Source organism: Oryzomonas sagensis (assembly GCF_008802355.1).
Taxonomy (GTDB): Bacteria; Desulfobacterota; Desulfuromonadia; order Geobacterales; family Pseudopelobacteraceae; genus Oryzomonas; species Oryzomonas sagensis.
Genome location: NZ_VZRA01000001.1, coordinates 797,892 through 818,226 on the forward strand (window position 1 = coordinate 797,892; position 20,335 = coordinate 818,226).

The window sequence follows — 20,335 nt, forward strand, 5'->3', positions numbered from 1 at the left end:
TTGGAATGGGTCAGGCAGGCTGCGGGGGACGCGCCGCCACCCGGGTAAAGAGATAGAGGCCGCCGAAGATAAACGCTCCCCCCGCCATCTGTCGCAGGGTCGGCGGCTCACCGAGGAAAACGGCGGCCCACAGGATGGCCCCCAGGGGTTCCCCCAGGATGCTGACCGAAACCACCGAGGCCTGGACGTATTTCAGTGCCCAATTGAAGATCGTATGTCCCATGACCGTACAGACCAGGGCCAGGGCCAGAAACAGCAGCCAGTCCCGGGGGGGGTAGCCGCCAAAGGGGGTTCGGGTGAACAGCGTTGCCGCCACCAGGGCCAGGGAACTGGTCCCGTAGGTCACGAAGGTATACCCCTCCAGGGGGATGCCCTTGCGCAGCCTGCGGCCGATCAGCAGGTAGCCGGAGATCATGACGGCCGCCAGGAGCGCCAGCAGGTCGCCGATCAGCGCCCGCGGGCCCACCTGGAAATCGGCGGCCCCGATGATGATGCTCCCCGTAAGGGCCAAGAGCCCCCCCATGACGGCCAGGCGCGAGATGCGCTCCTTGAAGAAAAGCAGCGACCCGAGCACCACGAAGACCGGCTGGAGGGTCACCAATACCGTGGAGCTGGCCACGCTGGTGTAGCCCAGGGAGGTGAACCAGGTCACGAAGTGCAAGGCCAGGAAGAGGCCGCTCAAGGCGGAGAGCGCCACCTGGCGCCGGTCGAGGGTGGCCAGTATCCCCCGTTTCATCAGGGTAAAGGGGGCCAGGGCCAGAAAGGTGAACAGCAGGCGGTAGGTGGCGATGACCAGGGGGGGCGCCGTGGTGAGCCGCACGAACAGGGCGGAGAAGGAAACCGCGACCACGGCGGCCATAACGGCCAGGTAAGGGTTGAGGGGCGGCCTTGGCATCAGTCGTTGATATACTGCAGGGCGTAGTTCACGTAGTTGTCGGCGGATTTCCGCAGCCAGGCCACCTCGTCCGGGGTCAGGTCGCGTTTGTACTTGGCCGGCGCGCCGATCCACAGGGTGTGGGGCGGGATAACCGTCCCCTCGGTGACCAGGGCACGGGCACCCACCAGGGCCCCTTCACCCACCACGGCCCTGTCCATCACCATGGCCTGCATGCCGATGAAGCAGCCGTTGTGCAGGGTGCAGCCGTGCAGGGTCACGCTGTGGCCGATGGTGACGTCGTCGCCGATGATGAGCGGCGCGCCGGGGTCGTCGGCATGTTTTTTGTGGGTGACGTGCAGCATGGTCAGGTCCTGCACGTTGCTGCGGGCGCCGATACGGATACGGTTCACGTCGCCGCGGGCCACGCAGTTGTACCAGATGCTGCTCTGGGGGCCCATCGCCACATCGCCGATGATCACGGCGGTCTCCGCCACGAATGCGGTCGGGTCGATCTTCGGCTGGATGCCCTGAAACGGTCGGATCATGACTCAGTCCTCCGGTAACGGTGAATGAAGGGATGAAGTATACGCATTCCGGGTGGGATTGGCAATAAATGCCTTGCAGATGCGGCTTTTGCCGAGCCCGTACCGATTTATTTACTTGTTGCACCGCCCCATATTTGGTATGTTTTACAGTCTCTGGTAAGATCGGGAAAAGGAGATGGAGTGCGATGAAATTCACCAAAATGCAGGGCGCCGGCAACGATTACGTCTATGTGAACTGCTTCGAGGAGACGGTTGCCGATCCCCGGCAGGCGGCCATACAGGTTGCCAACCGCAACTTCGGCATCGGTTCGGACGGGCTCATCCTGATCATGCCCTCGGACAAGGCCGACGTGCGCATGCGGATGTTCAATGCCGACGGTTCCGAGTCCGAGATGTGCGGCAACGGTATCCGGTGCGTGGCAAAATACGCCTATGATCACGGCATCGTTGCGAAGACCGAGATCACCGCCGAGACCGGGGCCGGCGTCCTGACCCTGCGACTGGTGCCGGGGGGCGACGGCACGATCGAAAAGGTCCGTGTCAACATGGGACCGCCGCGGCTGACCAGGGGCGAGATCCCCATGACCGGCGACGCCGCGGCCCGGGTGATCGCGGAGCCGCTCACGGTCCTCGACCGCACCTTTTCGATCACCTGCGCTTCCATGGGCAACCCCCATTGCGTGATCTTCGTGGATGATGTGGAGAACTTCCCGGTTTCCACCTATGGGCCGTTGATCGAAAACCACGAACTGTTCCCGCGCCGCACCAACGTCGAATTCGTCCAGATTTTCTCGCGCAGCGAGGTGCGCCAGCGGACCTGGGAGCGGGGCGCCGGCGAAACCCTGGCCTGCGGCACCGGGTCCAGCGCCGTGACCGCGGCCTGCGTGCTGAACGGCCTGACCGAGAGGAAGATCCTCAACCACCTTTCGGGGGGCGACCTGGAGATGGAGTGGGCCGAGGACGGCACCATCTACATGACCGGCCCGGCGGTAGAGGTTTTCAACGGCGAGATCAAGCTGTAGGACGTCCCGCAAAAACTTCCTTCTCTCCCCGCTTGCCCAAAGGGGAAGGTGATATACACTTATGCCACGTGCTCTTACCATCATAAATGTCCTGCTTGGAATTGTCATCATTGCCCTTGTGGCGGCCATCACGGCCGACGGCCTGGGGCGGCGGCTCACTTCCGCCTTTGTTTCCAGGGGCGCGGGGGNCCGCTTGCCCAAAGGGGAAGGTGATATACACTTATGCCACGTGCTCTTACCATCATAAATGTCCTGCTTGGAATTGTCATCATTGCCCTTGTGGCGGCCATCACGGCCGACGGCCTGGGGCGGCGGCTCACTTCCGCCTTTGTTTCCAGGGGCGCGGGGGCCGGCAGACCGGCCCCCGCGCCCCTGCCGCTGCCCAAGATCGAGGACTTGGCGTTTTATGCCCCGATCCTGGTCAACGGCCTGTTCGGCAAGGCCGCCCAGGGGCCGCTCACCCCGCTGGCGAACGCCCCTGCGGCAGCCCAGGCTGCCGCGCCGGTGACCGCACCGGCCGAACTGCTGTTGCTCGGCACGGCGACGGGCTCGTTCCGCGAGACCTTTGCCCTGGTGCGCAATACCGTCAAGCAGGAGGAGCGCGTGTTCCGCCTGGGCGATATGGTCTTCGACGCCGGGCGCCTGGCCCAAGTGACCAAGGAGCGGGCCTTTATCGTGATTAACGGCAAGAAGGTGGAGATTTTGACCCCCATGAGCCCCCCTCCGGCCGCTCCGGCCCAGCCGGGCACCCCCCAGGGAGGCGTGTCGGTCGCCAATATCGGCGGTGGGAATTTCGTGATCGACCAGCGGGCGCTCAACGCCGCCCTGGACAACCCGGCCCAGGCCATGAGTGACGCCCGCCTGCTCCCCAGCCAGAAGGACGGCAAGGTGGAGGGGTTCCGGGCCTCGGAGGTGAAGCCCAACGGCCTGTTCGCCCTGGTCGGCGTCAAGAACGGGGACGTCCTCCTGCGGCTCAACGATTTCCCCATGGACTCGCCGGACAAGGCTCTGCAGTCGTTCATCGCCCTCAAGGGGCAGAGCAAGCTCAAACTCGACCTTATCCGGGATGGACAGCCGGCGACATTCAACTACGATATCCGGTGAATAGCCCCTCTTCCGCTTCATGCCTGAAAAGGAAAACCGTTTGCCGGTCATCACGATTCCGCTGTTACGAAACAACGTGGAGGCATGCTTGAAACAGTACCTGATACGCACATTCTGCACCCTGCTTCTGGCAGGAATAGTATGCACCCCGCCGGCTTTTGCCGCCCATGGGGTGGTGTTGAACTTCAACGACGTGGACATCTCCACCATGGTGAAGTTCATCAGCGACCTGACCGGGAAGAACTTCGTGATGGACGATCGGGTCAAGGGTAAGATCTCGGTCTATTCCCCCTCCAAGCTCTCCACCGAAGAGGCCTACAATGTCTTTACCTCGGTGCTGGAACTGAAAGGTTTCACGGTGGTGCAGAGCGGCAAGGTGTTGAAGGTCGTCCCTTCGGCGAGCGCCAAGACCTCCGGCTTTCCCCTGCTGCCGTCGGGCAAGAGGCCGCCGGTCAACGACAGTTACATCGCCCAGGTGATCAAGCTGGAAAACATCTCGGCCCAGGAGGCGATCCCCTTCCTGCAGCCGCTGGTCTCCAAGGACGGCAGCATCTCGGCCTTTGGCTCCAGCAACCTGCTGGTGCTGGACGGGGCCATCAACCTGCGCAAGATCCAGGATATTTTGAAGATAATCGACACGGAGAAGACCCGTGAGGGGATCGAGATCATCTACCTGAAAAACGCCGCCGCCGAGAGCGCCGCCAAGACTATCCAGCAATGGCTCACCGGCAACGAGAGCAAATCCGGCGGGCAGCCGGGCGCGGCTACGGGCGCGGCTACGGCCTCCAGCGGTCAGGCAAGCGTGCTGGCCGACCAGCGGCTGAACGCCCTCCTGGTCTTCGGCAGCGACAGCATCAAGCATGCGGTGCGGGAGATGGTGACCAAACTGGACGTGCCGTCCCCCGAAGCCAGCAACAAGGTCAACGTCTACTACCTGGAAAACACCGACGCCACCGAGATGGCCAAGGTGCTGGACGGCGTCATCAAGGGGATGAGCAGCGCCGCCGCGGCCACCACAGGACAGGCGGCCGGTACGACGGCGGCGCCCCAGACGTCACCCTTCGACAGCGGCAAGGTCACCATCACCGCGGACAAGGCCTCCAACTCCCTGGTGATCATGGCGTCTCCCGCCGATTACAACAACCTGGTCCAGGTGATCAAGAAGCTGGACCGGCGCAGCAAGCAGGTCTTCGTGCAGGTGCTGATCGCCGAGGTCACGCTCTCCAAGTCGCGGCAAGTAGGCTTGCAGCTCGGCACCCTGGGGGTCAGCAGCATCAGCAGGTATTTCGGCGTCGCGGGGTACTACGACCCCTTCGGCGTCCTCTCCACCATTGAAACCGCCACATCGTCGATTTCGTCCACCAGCGGCCTGTCCAGCTTATCCACGCCGGCCAACATCGGGGCCGTACTCCAGGCCCTTGACTCCAACGGCTTGGTGAATGTCCTCTCCACCCCCAACATCCTGACCTCGGACAACAAGGAGGCCGAGATCGTCGTGGGTCAGAACGTCCCGTTCCAAGGGTCGTCCACGGTCTCCTCCGGGGTCACGACCACCTCCATCGAGCGCAAGGACGTGGGCATCACCCTGAAGATCAAGCCCCAGGTCAGCGAGGGAGACTACATCCGCATGGACCTCTCCCAGGAGATCTCCGCAATAGGCTCCACGGTCACGGTGGGGAGCGGCTCCACGGACCGCATCACCACCAAGCGCTCGGCCAAGACCAACGTCGTCGTCAAGGACAACGAGATGATCGTGATCGGCGGTCTGATCCAGGACCAGGACGACATATCGGAGAGCAAGGTCCCGTTCCTGGGCGACATCCCCGGCCTGGGGTGGTTGTTCAAGACCAAGACCAAGAGCAAGAGCAAGACCAACCTGATGATCCTCTTGACCCCCCATATCGTCAAGGACAACGCCGACCTTACCGCCGTCTCCGACACCCAGCGGGCAAAATTCGGCGATGCCGCCAAGAAGGTCGAACCGGTGGACGTGCAGAAGGAGATCGGCGCGAAATGAGTCCGAGCCTGCTCCCGGAAGAACTGGCCGCCACCGCCCTGCGGCTGGGTATCGCCTGCCAGCCCGAGATCGCGGTGGCCGAGGTCGATCCCGCCCTGTTGGCCCGGGTGCCGCTGACCTTCGCCCGGGCCCACGCCATCCTGCCCCTGCGGGAACAGGAGGGAAGGATCAGGATCGCCCTCTCCAGCCCCGCCGCCCTCCTGGCCCTGGACGAACTCAGGCTTCTGTTCGGCAAACCGGTGGAGGCGGTCCTGGTGCCGGACGCCACCCTGGGAGACGCCATCAACCACGTCTACGGCAGCCTCTCCGGCACCGCCCAGGAGGTACTCCAGGAGTTGGAGGGTGAAGACCTCTCCACGGTGGCCACCGCGCTCAACGACCCCCAGGACCTGCTGGACCTGGCCGACGAGGCCCCGGTCATCCGGCTGTTGAACTCCATCCTCTCGGAAGCGGTCAAGGAACGGGTCAGCGACATCCACATCGAACCCTACGAGCGCGACCTGGTGGTGCGCTTCCGCATCGACGGCATCCTCTACGAAAAGCTGACCCCCCCCAAGATCATCCAGGATGCCCTGGTATCCCGGGTCAAGATCATGGCCGGCCTCAACATCGCCGAGAAGCGCCTGCCCCAGGACGGCCGCATCCGCGTGCTCGTCGCCGGTCGCGACGTGGACATCCGCGTCTCCATCATCCCCACCTACTACGGGGAGCGTGCCGTACTGCGCCTTCTGGACAAGAAAAAAGGGGTGCTCTCCCTGGAGGACATAGGCCTGGGGGACGAAGGGGTGCGCACCATGGAGCGGGTGCTCGGCCGCACCAGCGGCATCGTCCTGGTGACCGGCCCCACCGGCAGCGGCAAATCCACCACCCTCTACGCGGCCTTGAACCGGCTCAACACCAGCGAAAAGAACATCATCACCATCGAAGACCCGATCGAATACCAGATCAAGGGCATCGGCCAGATCCAGGTCAACGCCAAGATCGACCTGACCTTCGCCGCCGGGCTGCGCTCCATCCTGCGCCAGGACCCGGACATCATCATGGTCGGCGAGATCCGCGACGCCGAAACGGCCGAGATCGCCATCCAGGCCAGCTTGACCGGCCACCTGGTGCTCTCCACCCTGCACACCAACGACGCCCCCACGGCCGTAACGCGTCTGGTGGACATGGGCATCGAGCCGTTCATGATCGCCTCGTCCCTGACCGCGGTCATGGCTCAGCGCCTGGTGCGGGTGATCTGCCCCCACTGCCGTGAGGAATACCGGCCGGTGGAACAGTATGCCGGCATCACCCTGCCGGAGCGGCTCTACCGGGGACGCGGCTGCGACAAATGCTACGGTCTGGGCACCATGGGCCGCAGCGCCATCTACGAGATCATGCCGGTGGACCAGGAGATCTGCTCCATGATCATCAAGCGCGCCCATGCCGGGGAGATCAAGGAATACGCCGTATCCCGCGGCATGAGGACCCTGCGGGACGACGGCATGGCCCGGGCGGCGGCCGGCGTCACCACCATCGAAGAAGTACTGCGCGTCACCCAGGAAGACTATGCCGACGTTCCGGTATAAGGCATACACCGGCGCCGGGGCCACCGTCTCCGGCTCTATCGAGGCCGACTCCGAACGCCATGCCCTGGCCGACCTCAAGGGCAGAGGGCTTTTGCCGCGGGAGGTCAGCGAGGAGACGGCCGGGAGCGGCGCGAGCCGGGCCTTCTCCTTCAAGCGGGGCATCACTACCGCCGAACTGTCCCTGTTCACCCGGCGCCTGGCCACCCTGGTGGCCTCCTCCGTCCCCCTGTTCGAGGCCATGGGGTCGCTGCACGAGCAGGAGGAAAACGGCCCGCTCAAACAGGTGCTGGCGCGGGTGCGGGACCGGATCGCCGAAGGCGCCGCCCTGTCCCGTGCTCTGGCGGCCGAGCCCAAGATCTTCGGCGAGAGCTTCGTCAGCATGGTGTCTGCCGGCGAGGCCAGCGGCGCCCTCGATGCCGTCCTGGACCGGCTGGCCGACTTTCTGGAGGAACAGGAACAGGTAAAGAGCCGGGTTGTTTCCGCCCTGGCCTACCCGATCCTGATGGTGCTGGTGGGGAGCGGGGTCATGCTCTTCCTCCTGACCGTGGTCATCCCCAAGATCGTGGTCATCTTCGAGGAGAGCAAGGCCGCCCTGCCGCTGATCACGGTGATCCTGATCAAACTGTCCCATTTCCTGCGGGGGTGGTGGTGGATCCCGGTCGGACTGATCATCGGCTCCGTGTCGCTCTACCGTTCCGCCATGCGGCGGGACAACCTGCGCATGAAGCGCGACCAACTGCTGCTCCGGGTGCCGGTAGCCGGCGGCATGCTGCAGCATCTGCTCCTGTCGCGCTTTGCCCGGGTTCTGGGGCTGTTGCTCTCCAGCGGCGTGCCGATCATCCGGGCCCTGGAGATCACCTCCGAGGTGCTGGTCAACCGGGTCTACCGCGCCTTTCTCCGCGAGGTGATGGAAGAGGTCTCCCAGGGGGGGAGCCTGTCGGGGAGCCTGAAGAAGAGCCGCCTGTTTCCCCCCATGCTGGTGCATCTTGCCGGCGTGGGCGAACGGGGCGGGACCCTGGAGGAGATGCTGCTCAAGGCCGGCACCGCCTACGAGCGGGAGTTCAGCACGCGGCTGACCCGCCTGATGGGGTTGATGGAACCGCTGTTGGTCCTGGGCATGGGCCTGGCCGTCGGCGTCGTGGTCATGGCCGTGCTGTTGCCCATATTCGAGATGAACCAGCTAATCAAGTAGCAGGTTGTTGAAAAACAGCCATCTCGCCGCCCTCCTCGGGGCTCTCTCCGGGGTGCGGCGATCTGACTATTTTTGAACAACCTGGGTTTTCAACAACCCTGATTAGAGGTGCCGTTATGGACTTTACCAAGATGCTGCACAAATTCACGGTCGTTCCGTCGCTGACCGACGAGTTGGTTGCGCTCCAGCGGGTCGCCTACAACTTCTGGTGGTGCTGGGAACCGGACGCCATCAACCTCTTCCGCCGCCTGGACACCGAATTGTGGGAAGCCACGCGTCACAACCCGGTGGAGATGCTGGGCATCCTCCAGCAGACCACCCTGGAGAGCCTGAAGAACGACGAAGGCTTCATGGCCCATCTCGCGATGGTGGACGAGAAGCTTTCCGACTACCTGGCGGAGAAAACCTGGTTCCAGAAGACCTGCAACGGCAGTTCCCAGATGAAGGCGGCCTATTTTTCCATGGAGTTCGGGCTGCACGAGTCGCTGCCGGTCTATTCCGGCGGCCTGGGCATCCTGGCCGGCGACCACCTCAAATCGGCCTCCGACCTGGGGCTGCCCCTGGTGGGCGTGGGGCTGCTCTACCGCCAGGGCTACTTCCGCCAGTATCTCAACAACGAGGGGTGGCAGCAGGAGTACTACCCGGAGAACGACTTCTACAACCTGCCCCTGACCCTGGAGCGGGACGAACAGGGAGCCCCGCTCAGCATAGAGCTGGACTTCGGCCCCCGCAGATTCAAGGTGCATATCTGGCGGGTGCAGGTCGGCCGGGTGCCGCTCTACCTCTTGGACACCAATCTGGAGGAGAACAGCCCCGACGACCGCCTGATCACGGCCCAGCTCTACGGCGGCGATCAGGAGATGCGCATCCTGCAGGAGATCCTGCTGGGGATCGGCGGCATTCGCGCCCTGCGCGCCCTGGGGATCATCCCCAACGTGTGCCACATGAACGAAGGGCATGCCGCCTTCCTGGCCCTGGAACGCATCCTGCTCCTGATGGAGAAACGGGGCGTCCGGTTCAACGAGGCCCTGGAGATCGTCAGAGCCGGCAACGTCTTCACCACCCATACCCCGGTGGAGGCGGGCATCGACCATTTTCCCGCCGACCTGCTGGATCGCTATTTCGGCAAATACTACCGCTCCCTCGGCCTGAGTCGCGACGATTTCCTCGGCCTGGGGCGCCAGAACCCGAAGAACCCCCAGGAGACCTTCTGCATGGCGGTACTGGCCCTCAAGCTGGCCGGCCACGCCAACGGCGTCAGCGAACTGCACGGCGAGGTCTCGCGCAAGATGTGGAAGAACACCTGGCCGGAACTGCCCGAGGAGCAATTGCCGCTCACCTCCATCACCAACGGCGTCCATACCCGCACCTGGATGTCCAACCACATGGCCAGCCTGCTGGTGCGCTACCTGGGGACCCGCTGGCTGGACGACCCGACCGACCACAACGTCTGGCGCCGTGTTTCAAAGATCCCGGACGCCGAGTTGTGGCGCACCCGCCAGAGCTGCCGCGAAAAGCTGGTGGATTTTGCCCGCAAGCGTCTCAAGGAACAGCTGGTCAAGGTGGGGGCCACGGTCAAGGAGATCGCCACGGCCGAGGAGGTCCTGGACCCGGAGGTGCTGACCATCGGGTTTGCCCGCCGTTTTGCCACCTATAAGCGCGGCACGCTGCTGATGCGTGACCTGGACCGCCTGGCGCGCATCCTCAACAATACGGAGATGCCGGTGCAGATCATCTTTGCCGGCAAGGCCCACCCCCAGGATCAGGAGGGGAAGGAACTGATCCGCCAGATCAATCAGATCTCCGACCTGGAACGTTTCCGCCACCGGATCGTCTTCATCGAGGACTACGACATGGCGGTGGCCCGCCACCTGGTGCAGGGGGTGGACGTGTGGCTCAACACCCCGCGGCGGCCCCTGGAGGCCAGCGGCACCAGCGGCATGAAGGTGGCCTTCAACGGCGGCCTCAACATGAGCATCCTCGACGGCTGGTGGTGCGAGGGGTATCAGGGCAACAACGGCTGGGCCATCGGCAAGGGCGAGGTCTACGAGGATACGGAGTACCAGAACCAGGTGGAGAGCCGGGCCATCTACGATCTGCTGGAAAAGGAGATCGTTCCCCATTTCTACGACCGGGGCAGCGACGGCATCCCCCGCTCCTGGATCGCCACCATGAAGGCCTCCATGCAGAGCCTCTGCCCGGTATTCTCCACCGACCGCATGGTGCAGGAATACGCCGGACGCTCCTATACCCCTTCCTACCAGCAGTGGAAACAACTGGTGGACGACAACCTGGCCCTGGCCCTAGACCTGGCGCGGTGGAAGGAACGCACCTTCAAGGCCTGGCCGTCGGTGCGCATCGAGGATGCCTCGGCCCAGGTCGCCGACGCGGTGGCGGTGGGCAGTCTCGTACCGGTGTCCGCCAAGGTGTTCCTGGGGGATCTTCCGGTGGAGGATGTGGCGGTGGAGGGGTATTTCGGCGTACTGGATTCAACCGGAAATATCCAGGGAGGGGAAACGGTCCCCCTGGAGCGTGTAACGCCGGCCGGAACCGGCCTCTACCAGTTCAGCGGCACCATCGAATGCCGTTTTTGCGGGCGGCACGGTTTCATGCTGCGGGTCATGCCCCGGCACAAGGTGTTGGGGAATGTGTACGAACCGGGGTATCTGCTCTGGGGATGACGGGCAGCCCTCTGCCCGTTTATTCGATTATTAACGTAACATAGGAACGACATGGACTATCTGGTCATACAGGTCGAATCGCAACGTGTTCTGGCGGCCCGCTTCGGGGTTGGGGGCACGTCCCTCTCCTTTTCGGGGGCAGCCGAATTTGAAATAACCGAGGAGCAGCCGCTCCCCGCCGTTGCCGGCCGGATCGCCGCCGGCATCAGCGGCGGGCCGCGCATCGTGCTCTGCCTCTCTCCGGCGTTCTTCGCCCAGCGGGAGGTGGAATTGCCGCTGGACAACCTGCGCAAGGTGCGGGAGGTGCTGCCGGGGCAGCTGCAGGGGGAGATCGCCCTGCCGGTGGAAGAGGTCGTGTTCGATGCCCTTCCGCTCGGAAGCGGGCGCTACTTGGCCCTGTGGGCGCGCAAGGCCGATCTCGGCCACGCCATCGACACCTTCCGGGAGGCGGGCTGCGAACCGCAGGTGGTCACCTCCGCCCTCTTCGCCTGGAATTTCCTGCCGGAATGCCCCGCCGACGCCGCGGTGTGCGACGGCACCGCCCTGGCGATCATGAGTGAAGACCGGGTGACCTTCGCCCGCGCCCTTGACGCCGCCGAGCCGCACCAGGGGATCGCCGCCACCCTGGCGGCCCTGGAACTGGCGGAGGCGCCGCTCCCTCCCCGGCTGGTCATCTTCGGCGAACACGCGGCCGAACTTGCCGCCGGTGGCGATCTCTCCCTGCCAACGGAGCGGCTGGAGATGCCCCATGCCCTGGCCCCTCTGTTCAAAACCGATCAGGCGTTCCAGCACCTGGCCGGGCTGTTGGCCGTGGCCCGGGCCTGCCAGGCCGGCGTGCTCCCCGACTTCCGCCGGCAGGAGCTGGCCTGGACGGCCGGCGACGCCGCCCTACGGAAAAAACTGATCGTCACCGCCTGCCTTTCGGCCGTGGCGGTCATCCTGCTGTTCGTCTCCCAGGGGCTCAAGTACCGGGCCGCGAAGGCCGACCTGACCTCCCTGGACAAATCCATCGCCGCCATCTACCGGGGGATCTTCCCCGGTCGCCCCAAGGCCGTGGATGAAGTGGCCGAGGTCAAGGGGGAGATCAGAAAGCTGGCCGGCCCAGCGGAGGGGAGTTCCTCTCTCGACGTATTCAAGAGACTGGCCGAAGCCAAGGGTACTACCATCAACGGCCTCTACGAGGCCGAGCTTGAGGGGGGCAACCTGCGGGTAAAGGGTGATGCCCGGTCGGCCCAGGCGGTCAACGAATTCAAGGCGGGCCTGGCGCCGTTCATGGCGACCGTGGAGTTGGGCGAGGTCAAAAGCCGCCCCGACGGCTCCGTGACCTTCACCCTGGCCGGCACGCTCAAGGAGGCCAGGAAATGACGAACCTGCTGGCAGAACTCCAAGACTTCTGGCGCGACCTGGACCGCCGCACCCGGCTTACGGCCGGCTACTGCTTGATCGCCCTCCTGGCCGTCTTCCTCGTGTGGTCGGCCCTGGCCGGCCGGACCGCGGCCCTGGAACAGAAACGCCACGCCCGGGAGGCGGTGCTCAAAGAACTGCTGCCGCTCAGCGTGGCCTACCGCACGGCCAAGCAATCCGCCGACCAGCTTGCCGGTCGCATGGCGTCGGTCCGTCCCGACGATTCCGTCGCCAAGGTCATCGACGAGATCGGCATCAAGGGCAAAGGGGTCAAGATCGCCCCGATCAAGGGGGAAGAGCGGGGCGGCATGCTGGAGGATGCCGCCGACGTGAGGATCGACGCCGTGACCGCCAATGAGGCCATCAACCTGATCTACCGCCTGGAAAAGGGGGGGCGGCCGGTGCTGGTGAAAAAGGTCAACCTGCGGGTCCGTTTCGACGACCCCTCCCGTCTCGACCTGGCCCTGATCGTCGCCCTGCTGAAACCGGCCCCCGGACAGCGCAAATGATACCACGGCAACGCCTGCTGCGGGTGGGCGGCCTGGTGGCGGGGGGCATCGCCCTCTTCCTGGTCTGTACCTACCTCTTCCTGCCCATGCAACGGGTGAACGAACTGATCGGCCGCCTGCTGGCCGATCAGGGACTTGCCCTGACTCCCGGAGCGCACAAAACCCTGCTCCCCGGCCTGGCGTGGCACCAGCCGGTCCTCTCCTCCGACCAGGGGACGCTGGCGCGCTTCGACCGCCTGGCCGTCCGGCTCCGGCTGCTGCCGTTGGCCACGGGGCACTCCGTGGTCGGCGTAACCGCTGCCCTGGGGGCGGGACACCTGGACCTGGGATACGGCATCAACGGCCCTGACGCCCTGGAACTCGCCGCCGACGGCATACAACTGTCGGACATTCCGTTCTTCAAGACCGTCCTGGGTGCCACGGCCGGGGGAAGCCTCTGGAGCGAGGGGCGGCTTACCCGCACGAGGGGCAGGGTGTCCGGCGACCTGAAGCTGGAGGTGAAACAGCTGGCATTCACCGGGGTCAAACTGGGGGCCTTTCCGCTGCCCGACGCCGCCAACCTGCGCTGCCAGGGGATGGTGCGGGTCACGGACGGCCGGGCGCGACTGGAGAGCTTCACCCTGCAGGGGGACGGCCTCTACATGCGGCTGTCGGGGGAACTCCCGAGCGGCGCCAATGCCGCGACGCTGCCGCTCAACCTGACCCTCGAGATCATGCCCAAGCCGGAGTTCATGGACAAACAGAAGCTGGTGTTCCTGCTGTTGGCCAAGTTCGCGGCCTCGCCCGGCGTGTACAAGGTGCCGATCAGGGGAACCCTGCTCAAGCCGGTCATCATGTAAATATTAAGATAAAAGCAAAGCACTTCTGCCACAGAGACACGGAGACACAGAGAACGTCAAAGGCGGAACCTGCTTTGCAAGGAAGACTGTCGCAAAAGTCTTACACATCAACTTCCCCTACCCCGCAAGGGGGGAGGGGACTTTTCAAGTGCTTCCTGTTTATTGCTTTTCTCTGTGTCTCCGTGGCGGATGTTGATTTTGGTTTCAATCGGACGGTGAAAGCAACATGCGAATTGGACTGATGGGGGGCACCTTCAACCCGGTGCACCTTGCCCATCTTCACATAGCGGATGAGGCGCGGGAGGCCTGCGCCCTCGACCGGGTGGTTTTTATCCCGACCGGCGACCCGCCCCACAAACCGTTGGCGGGGGAGGTGCCCTTTGCTCTGCGCAGCCGCATGGTCGCTCTGGCGATCAGCGGCAATCCCTTGTTCGAACTGTCGCTGGTCGAGGGGGAGCGGGCCGGGAAATCCTATTCCATCGATACGATCCGCGCATTCCGGGAGCGGTTTCCCCGGGATGAACTCTACTTCATCATCGGCAGCGATTCGTTCCTGGAGATCGGGCAGTGGTATCGTTTCCGGGAGATCTTCGCCGCCTGCAACCTGATCGTGGTGGAGCGGCCGGGCAAGCGCATCGGCGACCCGGTGGCAGCCCTTCCTGTTGCCATACGGGCAGAGTTCAGCTATACTTCCGGCGCGCGCAGGCTGGACCATGCTGCCGGCACCAGCGTCCAATTCCTTTCCGGCTGCCCGCTGGATATTTCGTCCAGCGAAATCCGCGAGCTGGCGGCGGCGGGACGTTCCATCGCCGCTTTGGTGCCGCCGCAGGTGGCGGCCTACATTACAGAACAGGGGATCTACAACACATGCCGGTAAAGAAGACGACAGCAGCAGAGAAACCGGTGCTTTCCTCCCAGGAACGGGCATTGAAATGCGCCGAGTTGGCCTTTGACAAGAAGGCCTTCGACATCCGGGCCCTGGAAATCTCGAAGGTCTCCTCCATCGCCGACTATCTGGTGATCATCTCCGGGAACTCGGACAAGCAGAACCAGGCCATTGCCGACGGCATCCGGACCGGCCTGAAGCAGTACGGCAAGATTCGGGATATCGAGGGGGAGAGCGAGGGGAAGTGGATCGTCATGGATTACGGCGACGTGATCGTGCATATCTTCAGCGACCAACTCCGCCACCACTACAAGCTGGACGAGCTTTGGCTCCTGGCGCCGGAACTGGACCTGCCGGAGCAGATCAGAAGCGCCCGCAAGGAAGACGATTTCTAGTCGGTTGTTGAAAAACAGCCATCTCGCCGTCGTCCTCGCAGGACCTTTCGTGCGGCGTAGCGCTGCTACGCCTCCTCAGGGCCTGCTGCGGATACGACGATCTGACTATTTTTGAACAACCTGAGTTTTTTTGTAGTCTGACAGAACGGCACAAACCATGAAACTCCGTGTAGTATGGGTGGGGAAGAGCAAGGAAGAGTGGGTTAAGGAGGCGCTGGCCGACTATGCCGGGCGCATCCGCCGCTACTGCCCGCTGGAGTTGTGCGAGGTGCGGGACGAAAAGGGCGCCGGGGCCGAAGAGATGCGGCGGCGCGAGTGCGAGCGGCTGGAAAAGCAGATTCCGCCCGGCGCGACCCTGGTGCTTTTGGACGAGCGGGGCCGCCAGATGGATTCCCCCGGATTGGCCGCTTTCATCGGGACACAGCGGGATGCCGGCGTCGGCGAGTTGGTTTTTGCCGTGGGCGGGGCCTACGGTTTTTCCGAAGAATTCCGCAGCCGTGGGCGGCTGCTCTCGCTGTCGAAGATGACCTTTACGCACCAGATGGTGCGGGTCTTCCTGTTGGAGCAGCTCTACCGGGCGTTCAGCATACTGAATAACGAACCGTATCATCATTGAACCTAAAGGCAGTTATTCACCACAAAGGCACAAAGAGCACAAAGGATTCATAGCGTTAGGGGCGAAAGGCATTCACCCGAATGGTGAGTCCAGCCAATTATGAAATTGTCATGTAACTAACTGAAACCATTCTTTGTGTCCTTTGTGTCTTTGTGGTGAACTGCTTTTTATAGGTTGAAGCGAGACAACCGTGGACGCTTCCCGAATTCGGGCATACCTGTATCTGGCGTTGTTTGTTCCAATCACCTTCCTCTTCGCCGCCAGCGCGCTTGTCGGCACGCTGCTGGACGGCAGCGGGAGGCTCTACGCCGTTCACGCCCGGCTCTGGGCGCGGCTGGCCCTGGCCCTGGCCGGCGTCAGGGTGACGGTGAGCGGCAGCGAGCATCTCCCGGCCGGGCCGGTCGTCTTCATGAGCAACCACCAGAGCAATTTCGACATCCTGGCGCTCCTGGCGGCCATGCCGCGCCAGATCTACTGGATCGCCAAGAAAGAGCTCTTCGACATCCCGGTCTTCGGCCCCTCCATGCGGCGCGGCGGCTACATCCCCCTGGACCGGGGCGACGGCCGCAAGGCGCTGAAGAGCATGGACAACGCCGCGGCGATCATCAGGGAGGGGAAGAGCGTGGTCATGTTCCCCGAGGGGACCCGCTCCCTGACCCGGGAACTGCTGCCGTTCAAGCGCGGCGGCTTCATCCTGGCGCGCAAGGCCGGGGTGCCGGTGGTCCCGGTCACGATCAACGGCAGCGGCAGGATCAACCCCGCAGGCCTGATCCGGCTCTCGCGGGGGAATATCGCTATCGTGCTGCACCCGCCGCTGGTTCTGCCGCCGGATATTTCAAAAAGTGAAGCCGAAACAGCACTGATGGAGCGGACCCGTGCCACCATCGTTTCGGCCCTGGAGCATTGAATGGAAATCGGTTATCAGTATCTCGCGCTGGTCGTTGCCGGTCTCGCCGCCGTTATCTGGGGGTTGCCCGCGGCCCATCGCCTGCAAAAGCCGTACGACATCGCCGCCGCGCTGGCGGTCCTGGCCGGCGTCATCCTGACGGCGGTCGGCATCCTGCTGACCATCATCCCCTCATTTTTCAGGTGAATTAATGGACGAACGAATCAAGAAAACCGCCGTCAACGCCGCCGTCATCATCGTGCTCACCCTGCTGTTGTTCCTTGCCGGAACCTGGTGGCGGCTGGAGGCCCAGTTCCAGGCGGGCGAAGCGGCCTTCAGCAAGGGCGATTTCACCGGGGCGCTGGCGGGATACGAATCGGCCATCCATATGTATATCCCCTCCCATCCGACTATCGAGAAGGCAGCCCAAAAGCTCTGGCTCCTGGGAGAAATCGCGGAGCGGCAGGGGGATGTCAACCGTGCCCTGATCGCCTACCGTGCCCTGCGGAGCGCCTTCTATGCCGACCGCTGGCTGGTGCAGCCCGGCACGGAGTGGATCGGGCGCTGCGACCAGAAAATCGCCATGCTGGTGCCGTTGCAGCGGGAGCGGTAACTTAGCTCAAGATCCATTCTCGGTACGCCCCGTAGCCTGAGGCCGTACCGAACCCATCGGCCCGTTGCGGCAGAAAGAAACGTCTATGGATACCCCAGAACCAACCAATAGCGCCCTTCAGATCATCCCCCTCGGGGGGCTGGGCGAGATCGGCCTGAACATGATGGCCTACCAGCACGGCGACGATATCATCATCGCCGACTGCGGCCTCATGTTTCCCGAACCGGAGATGCTCGGCATCGACTACGTCATCCCCGACATCGCCTGGCTGCGGGAACACAGCGATCAGGTGCGCGCCATCTGCCTGACTCACGGCCACGAGGACCACATCGGGGCGCTGCCCTTCGTGTTGCAGGAGCTGAACGTGCCGGTGTACGGCACGGCCCTGACCCTCGGCTTCGTCAACGAAAAGCTCAAGGAGTACAAGCTGGACGGGGTGGTCGAACTGGTCACGGTCAAGCCGAGGGACACGGTCGAGCTGGGCTGCTTCCGGGTGGAATTCCTGCGGGTGGCCCATTCCATCGTGGACGGGTGCGCCCTGGCCATCACGAGCCCGGAAGGCGTGGTGATCCACACCGGCGACTTCAAGATCGACCAGACCCCGGTGGACGGGGAGCTGACCGACCTGGCCCGGCTTTCCGCCTACGGCGACCAGGGGGTGCTGGCCCTGCTTTCCGATTCCACCAACGTGGAGCGGGAGGGGTACACCATCTCCGAGAAGTACGTGGGCGAGGCCTTTGCCGACATCTTCCCCAAGTGCCAGGGGCGCATCATCGTGGCGGCCTTTTCCAGCAACATCCACCGCGTGCAGCAGGTGGCCGACGTGGCCATCGCCTGCGGCCGCAAGGTCCTCTTGAACGGCCGCTCCATGATCGCCAACGTGCGCATCGCGCGCGAGCTGGGCTACCTGAACATCCCCGACGACATGCTCCTTGATGTGCGCGAACTGCCCTACCTGCCGCCCGAGCAGGTGTGCATGGTCACCACCGGCAGCCAGGGCGAGCCCATGTCGGCCCTGACCCGCATCGCCCTGGACGACCACAAGCAGATCAAGCTGGAGCGGGGCGACACGGTCATCCTCTCCTCGCGCTTCATACCGGGCAACGAGCGGACCATCTCGGAGCTGGTCAATCACCTCTACCGCCGCGGGGCCGAGGTCTACCACGAGAAGGTCTCCGAGGTCCACGTCTCGGGCCACGCCAGCCAGGAAGAGCTCAAGCTGATGATGAACGTGGTCCGGCCGCGTTTCTTCATGCCGGTGCACGGCGAATACCGCCACCTGGTCAAGCATATCCAGCTCGCCCAGAAGGTCGGCATCCCCGAGGAACGCTGCATCCTGGCCACGAACGGCGACGTGGTGGCCTTTTACGCCGACACGGCGGCGATCATCGAAAAGGTGGAGGCGGGGCGGGTCTTCGTGGACGGCAAAGGGGTCGGCGACGTGGGGAGCGTGGTGCTCAAGGATCGCAAACACCTCTCCGAGGACGGCATGGTGGTGGTGATCATCGGCCTCAACCAGTCCAGCGGCGCCCTGATCCACGGGCCGGACATCGTCTCCCGGGGGTTCGTGTTCGAGGACGAGAGCCAGGAGTACCTGGAAACCGCCCGCGGCATCGTGGTCGATGCGCTGGACGAACTGAACGACGAGATGCGCCGGGATTCGGAAGCGGTCAAGACCGCCGTGCGTCAGGCGTTGCGGCGGTTCTTCAAGAAGACTATTGAGCGGAGACCGGTGATTTTGCCGGTGATTATGGAGATGTGACGGGGGAGCCTCACCTCTCCGCATAGTCGTAACCAAAGCAAGGGCCTACAGAGTCGATCTGTAGGCCCTTTTGTTATGTCGCCGCACGTCCCCCTGTGCCTGTCCCGAACAACTTTTTTTGTATCAAAGTGATACAAATGACGGCGCCCGAACAGGTTTCGGGTGCCATTTTTCGTGTAAAAACAGTGGGATATGCAATGGCATTGTTTATGTTAAATTTATTAACATGCTGAAATTGCGTTGAAATGTATGTTTGGGTGGAGTAGAAGGGGGATGGTGAGGGCAGCATATTGAATTAAGAGTTAAGTATGTTGCCCCCGGAACTCCCACGTCTTTAGACCTGCCCGATGGTAGGTCAAGGCCGACCCCGTTGTGCAAATTAAATGGAGGACAGATGGCACTCACTAAAGATTTGAACAATAAAATTCACAGAATTGAGTCATCAGCCGCCGTTTTTCAAAAAGGTATATATCATTTGTTCTTGTTGTCAAATAAAGCTGAGATCGACATATACTCAACTATTATTAGAAAATATCAGGTTTTGTTTCAGCTTTGCCTTGCGTGTTATCTGCTTGATTTTAATGCAAATATTGAAGTTAAAAACATCAACAAAAGACTTAAAAAATTTTGTAAAGATCCCAACAGCCCAACTGGAGAAGAATTGGACCCGGCAGCTACAGTTACTCATTCAATATTTGAGAATGGTAACTGGCCGAATAAAATTGGATCGACGCTGTACACTACTAGTAAAACATCTGTAACTCTAATATCTAAAGTTGTTAATGCGCGACATAACCTAATTTACAGACCTTTTTTGTTGCATAAGGACAAAATGCATTGGGGAGACTGTACCTTGATTGACCTGCTCAAAGAAGTGCCCAACACAACTGATATTATGGCAGTTTATGAACAATTCATTGCCGAAGTATTTCAATATCAGGCAATTGAAATTTCTGATCAAAAGAAAATTTTAGAAGCTTTAAATAAAAACCCCAGAGAGTTTTCCTCGATATTAGGTAAAGGAGATCAAAAGTGGGCTGATTATTTCGTCCAACTTCAGTTCTGGCCCTTTGCAGACAAGGGTTCCAAACGACCGACAGAGACTTTACTGATTACGTATGCCAGAATGCTTAATCCGAACAATGACCAAATTTTGAGTGACTTGCGGAAATTTCGGAATAATTTTCTGCAGATTGAGAAGATAGTTCCCTTGATGAACTTGAATCCAAGTTGGCGAGTAGGCGAAATTTGATCTTGCACAACATGCGCACAGACCTTGACCGGGCTTGGTATTGAATAGGGACACTCCCCATTTGGCGAATGCCGGGGGCAGTATTAAATTGAGAGTTAAGTATGCTGTCCCCGGAATTCACCAATGCATATAGATGCCATATACATTCTAACTGGTGATTAAGGAGT

At 62.3% G+C, this 20,335-nt stretch carries 19 protein-coding genes; 17 read left to right on the forward strand and 2 right to left on the reverse strand.

What is annotated here, in order from left to right; genetic code table 11:
- Positions 1-10: 10 nt before the first annotated feature.
- The gene (locus tag F6V30_RS03635; RefSeq protein ID WP_151155125.1) at positions 11-895 is read right to left on the reverse strand and encodes a DMT family transporter; all 885 of its coding nucleotides are present in this window, start codon (positions 893-895) and stop codon (positions 11-13) included.
- Positions 895-1,422 carry a gamma carbonic anhydrase family protein gene (locus F6V30_RS03640; protein WP_151155126.1) on the reverse strand — a complete coding sequence of 176 codons (528 nt, stop codon included), beginning with the start codon at positions 1,420-1,422 and terminating at the stop codon, positions 895-897. The genes F6V30_RS03635 and F6V30_RS03640 overlap by 1 nt, the downstream gene beginning before the upstream one ends.
- 185 nt (positions 1,423-1,607) lie before the next feature.
- Between F6V30_RS03640 and dapF the strand changes: the two genes are divergently transcribed.
- The 17 genes from dapF (at position 1,608) to F6V30_RS03725 (ending at position 20,168) form a co-directional block, all read left to right on the forward strand.
- Positions 1,608-2,444: a diaminopimelate epimerase gene (gene dapF / locus F6V30_RS03645; protein ID WP_151155127.1), complete on the forward strand. Its 837-nt coding sequence runs from the start codon at positions 1,608-1,610 to the stop codon at positions 2,442-2,444.
- Between the two features lie 222 nt (positions 2,445-2,666).
- Positions 2,667-3,548, forward strand: coding sequence for a type II secretion system protein GspC (gene gspC, locus F6V30_RS03650; RefSeq protein WP_151155128.1), 882 nt, complete (start codon positions 2,667-2,669; stop codon positions 3,546-3,548).
- A gap of 88 nt (positions 3,549-3,636) precedes the next feature.
- Entirely contained in the window at positions 3,637-5,565 is a 1,929-nt protein-coding gene (gspD, locus tag F6V30_RS03655) for a type II secretion system secretin GspD (protein WP_246163169.1), read from the forward strand.
- Positions 5,562-7,133: a type II secretion system ATPase GspE gene (gspE, locus tag F6V30_RS03660; protein WP_151155130.1), complete on the forward strand. Its 1,572-nt coding sequence runs from the start codon at positions 5,562-5,564 to the stop codon at positions 7,131-7,133. The genes gspD and gspE overlap by 4 nt, the downstream gene beginning before the upstream one ends.
- Positions 7,114-8,325 carry a type II secretion system inner membrane protein GspF gene (gene gspF / locus F6V30_RS03665; RefSeq protein ID WP_151155131.1) on the forward strand — a complete coding sequence of 404 codons (1,212 nt, stop codon included), beginning with the start codon at positions 7,114-7,116 and terminating at the stop codon, positions 8,323-8,325. Before gspE ends, gspF begins: the two co-directional genes overlap by 20 nt.
- Before the next feature lie 116 nt (positions 8,326-8,441).
- On the forward strand, positions 8,442-11,006 hold the full coding sequence (locus F6V30_RS03670; protein WP_151155132.1) for a glycosyltransferase family 1 protein: 2,565 nt from the start codon (positions 8,442-8,444) through the stop codon (positions 11,004-11,006).
- Positions 11,007-11,057: 51 nt separating this feature from the next.
- Positions 11,058-12,371, forward strand: a complete 1,314-nt coding sequence (gene gspL / locus F6V30_RS03675) for a type II secretion system protein GspL (RefSeq protein ID WP_151155133.1) — start codon at positions 11,058-11,060, stop codon at positions 12,369-12,371.
- Positions 12,368-12,919, forward strand: coding sequence for a general secretion pathway protein GspM (locus tag F6V30_RS03680; protein ID WP_151155134.1), 552 nt, complete (start codon positions 12,368-12,370; stop codon positions 12,917-12,919). The genes gspL and F6V30_RS03680 overlap by 4 nt, the downstream gene beginning before the upstream one ends.
- On the forward strand, positions 12,916-13,758 hold the full coding sequence (gene gspN, locus F6V30_RS03685; protein WP_151155135.1) for a type II secretion system protein GspN: 843 nt from the start codon (positions 12,916-12,918) through the stop codon (positions 13,756-13,758). The genes F6V30_RS03680 and gspN overlap by 4 nt, the downstream gene beginning before the upstream one ends.
- A gap of 226 nt (positions 13,759-13,984) precedes the next feature.
- Positions 13,985-14,635, forward strand: coding sequence for a nicotinate-nucleotide adenylyltransferase (nadD, locus tag F6V30_RS03690; protein WP_151155136.1), 651 nt, complete (start codon positions 13,985-13,987; stop codon positions 14,633-14,635).
- A complete protein-coding gene (gene rsfS / locus F6V30_RS03695) occupies positions 14,626-15,039 on the forward strand; it encodes a ribosome silencing factor (protein ID WP_151155137.1) in 414 nt (137 codons plus the stop codon). The genes nadD and rsfS overlap by 10 nt, the downstream gene beginning before the upstream one ends.
- Before the next feature lie 157 nt (positions 15,040-15,196).
- Positions 15,197-15,655 (forward strand): 23S rRNA (pseudouridine(1915)-N(3))-methyltransferase RlmH, encoded by a 459-nt coding sequence (locus tag F6V30_RS03700; RefSeq protein ID WP_151155138.1) that lies wholly within the window; start codon positions 15,197-15,199, stop codon positions 15,653-15,655.
- A gap of 190 nt (positions 15,656-15,845) precedes the next feature.
- Positions 15,846-16,562, forward strand: coding sequence for a lysophospholipid acyltransferase family protein (locus F6V30_RS03705; RefSeq protein ID WP_246163172.1), 717 nt, complete (start codon positions 15,846-15,848; stop codon positions 16,560-16,562).
- On the forward strand, positions 16,563-16,748 hold the full coding sequence (locus tag F6V30_RS03710; RefSeq protein ID WP_149308383.1) for a hypothetical protein: 186 nt from the start codon (positions 16,563-16,565) through the stop codon (positions 16,746-16,748).
- A gap of 4 nt (positions 16,749-16,752) precedes the next feature.
- Complete coding sequence (locus tag F6V30_RS03715; protein ID WP_151155139.1) at positions 16,753-17,154, forward strand: tetratricopeptide repeat protein; 402 nt, start codon at positions 16,753-16,755, stop codon at positions 17,152-17,154.
- An 85-nt stretch (positions 17,155-17,239) separates the two neighbouring features.
- Positions 17,240-18,916, forward strand: a complete 1,677-nt coding sequence (locus tag F6V30_RS03720) for a ribonuclease J (protein WP_151155140.1) — start codon at positions 17,240-17,242, stop codon at positions 18,914-18,916.
- A 394-nt stretch (positions 18,917-19,310) separates the two neighbouring features.
- Positions 19,311-20,168, forward strand: coding sequence for a hypothetical protein (locus F6V30_RS03725; protein ID WP_151155141.1), 858 nt, complete (start codon positions 19,311-19,313; stop codon positions 20,166-20,168).
- Positions 20,169-20,335 lie beyond the last annotated feature (167 nt).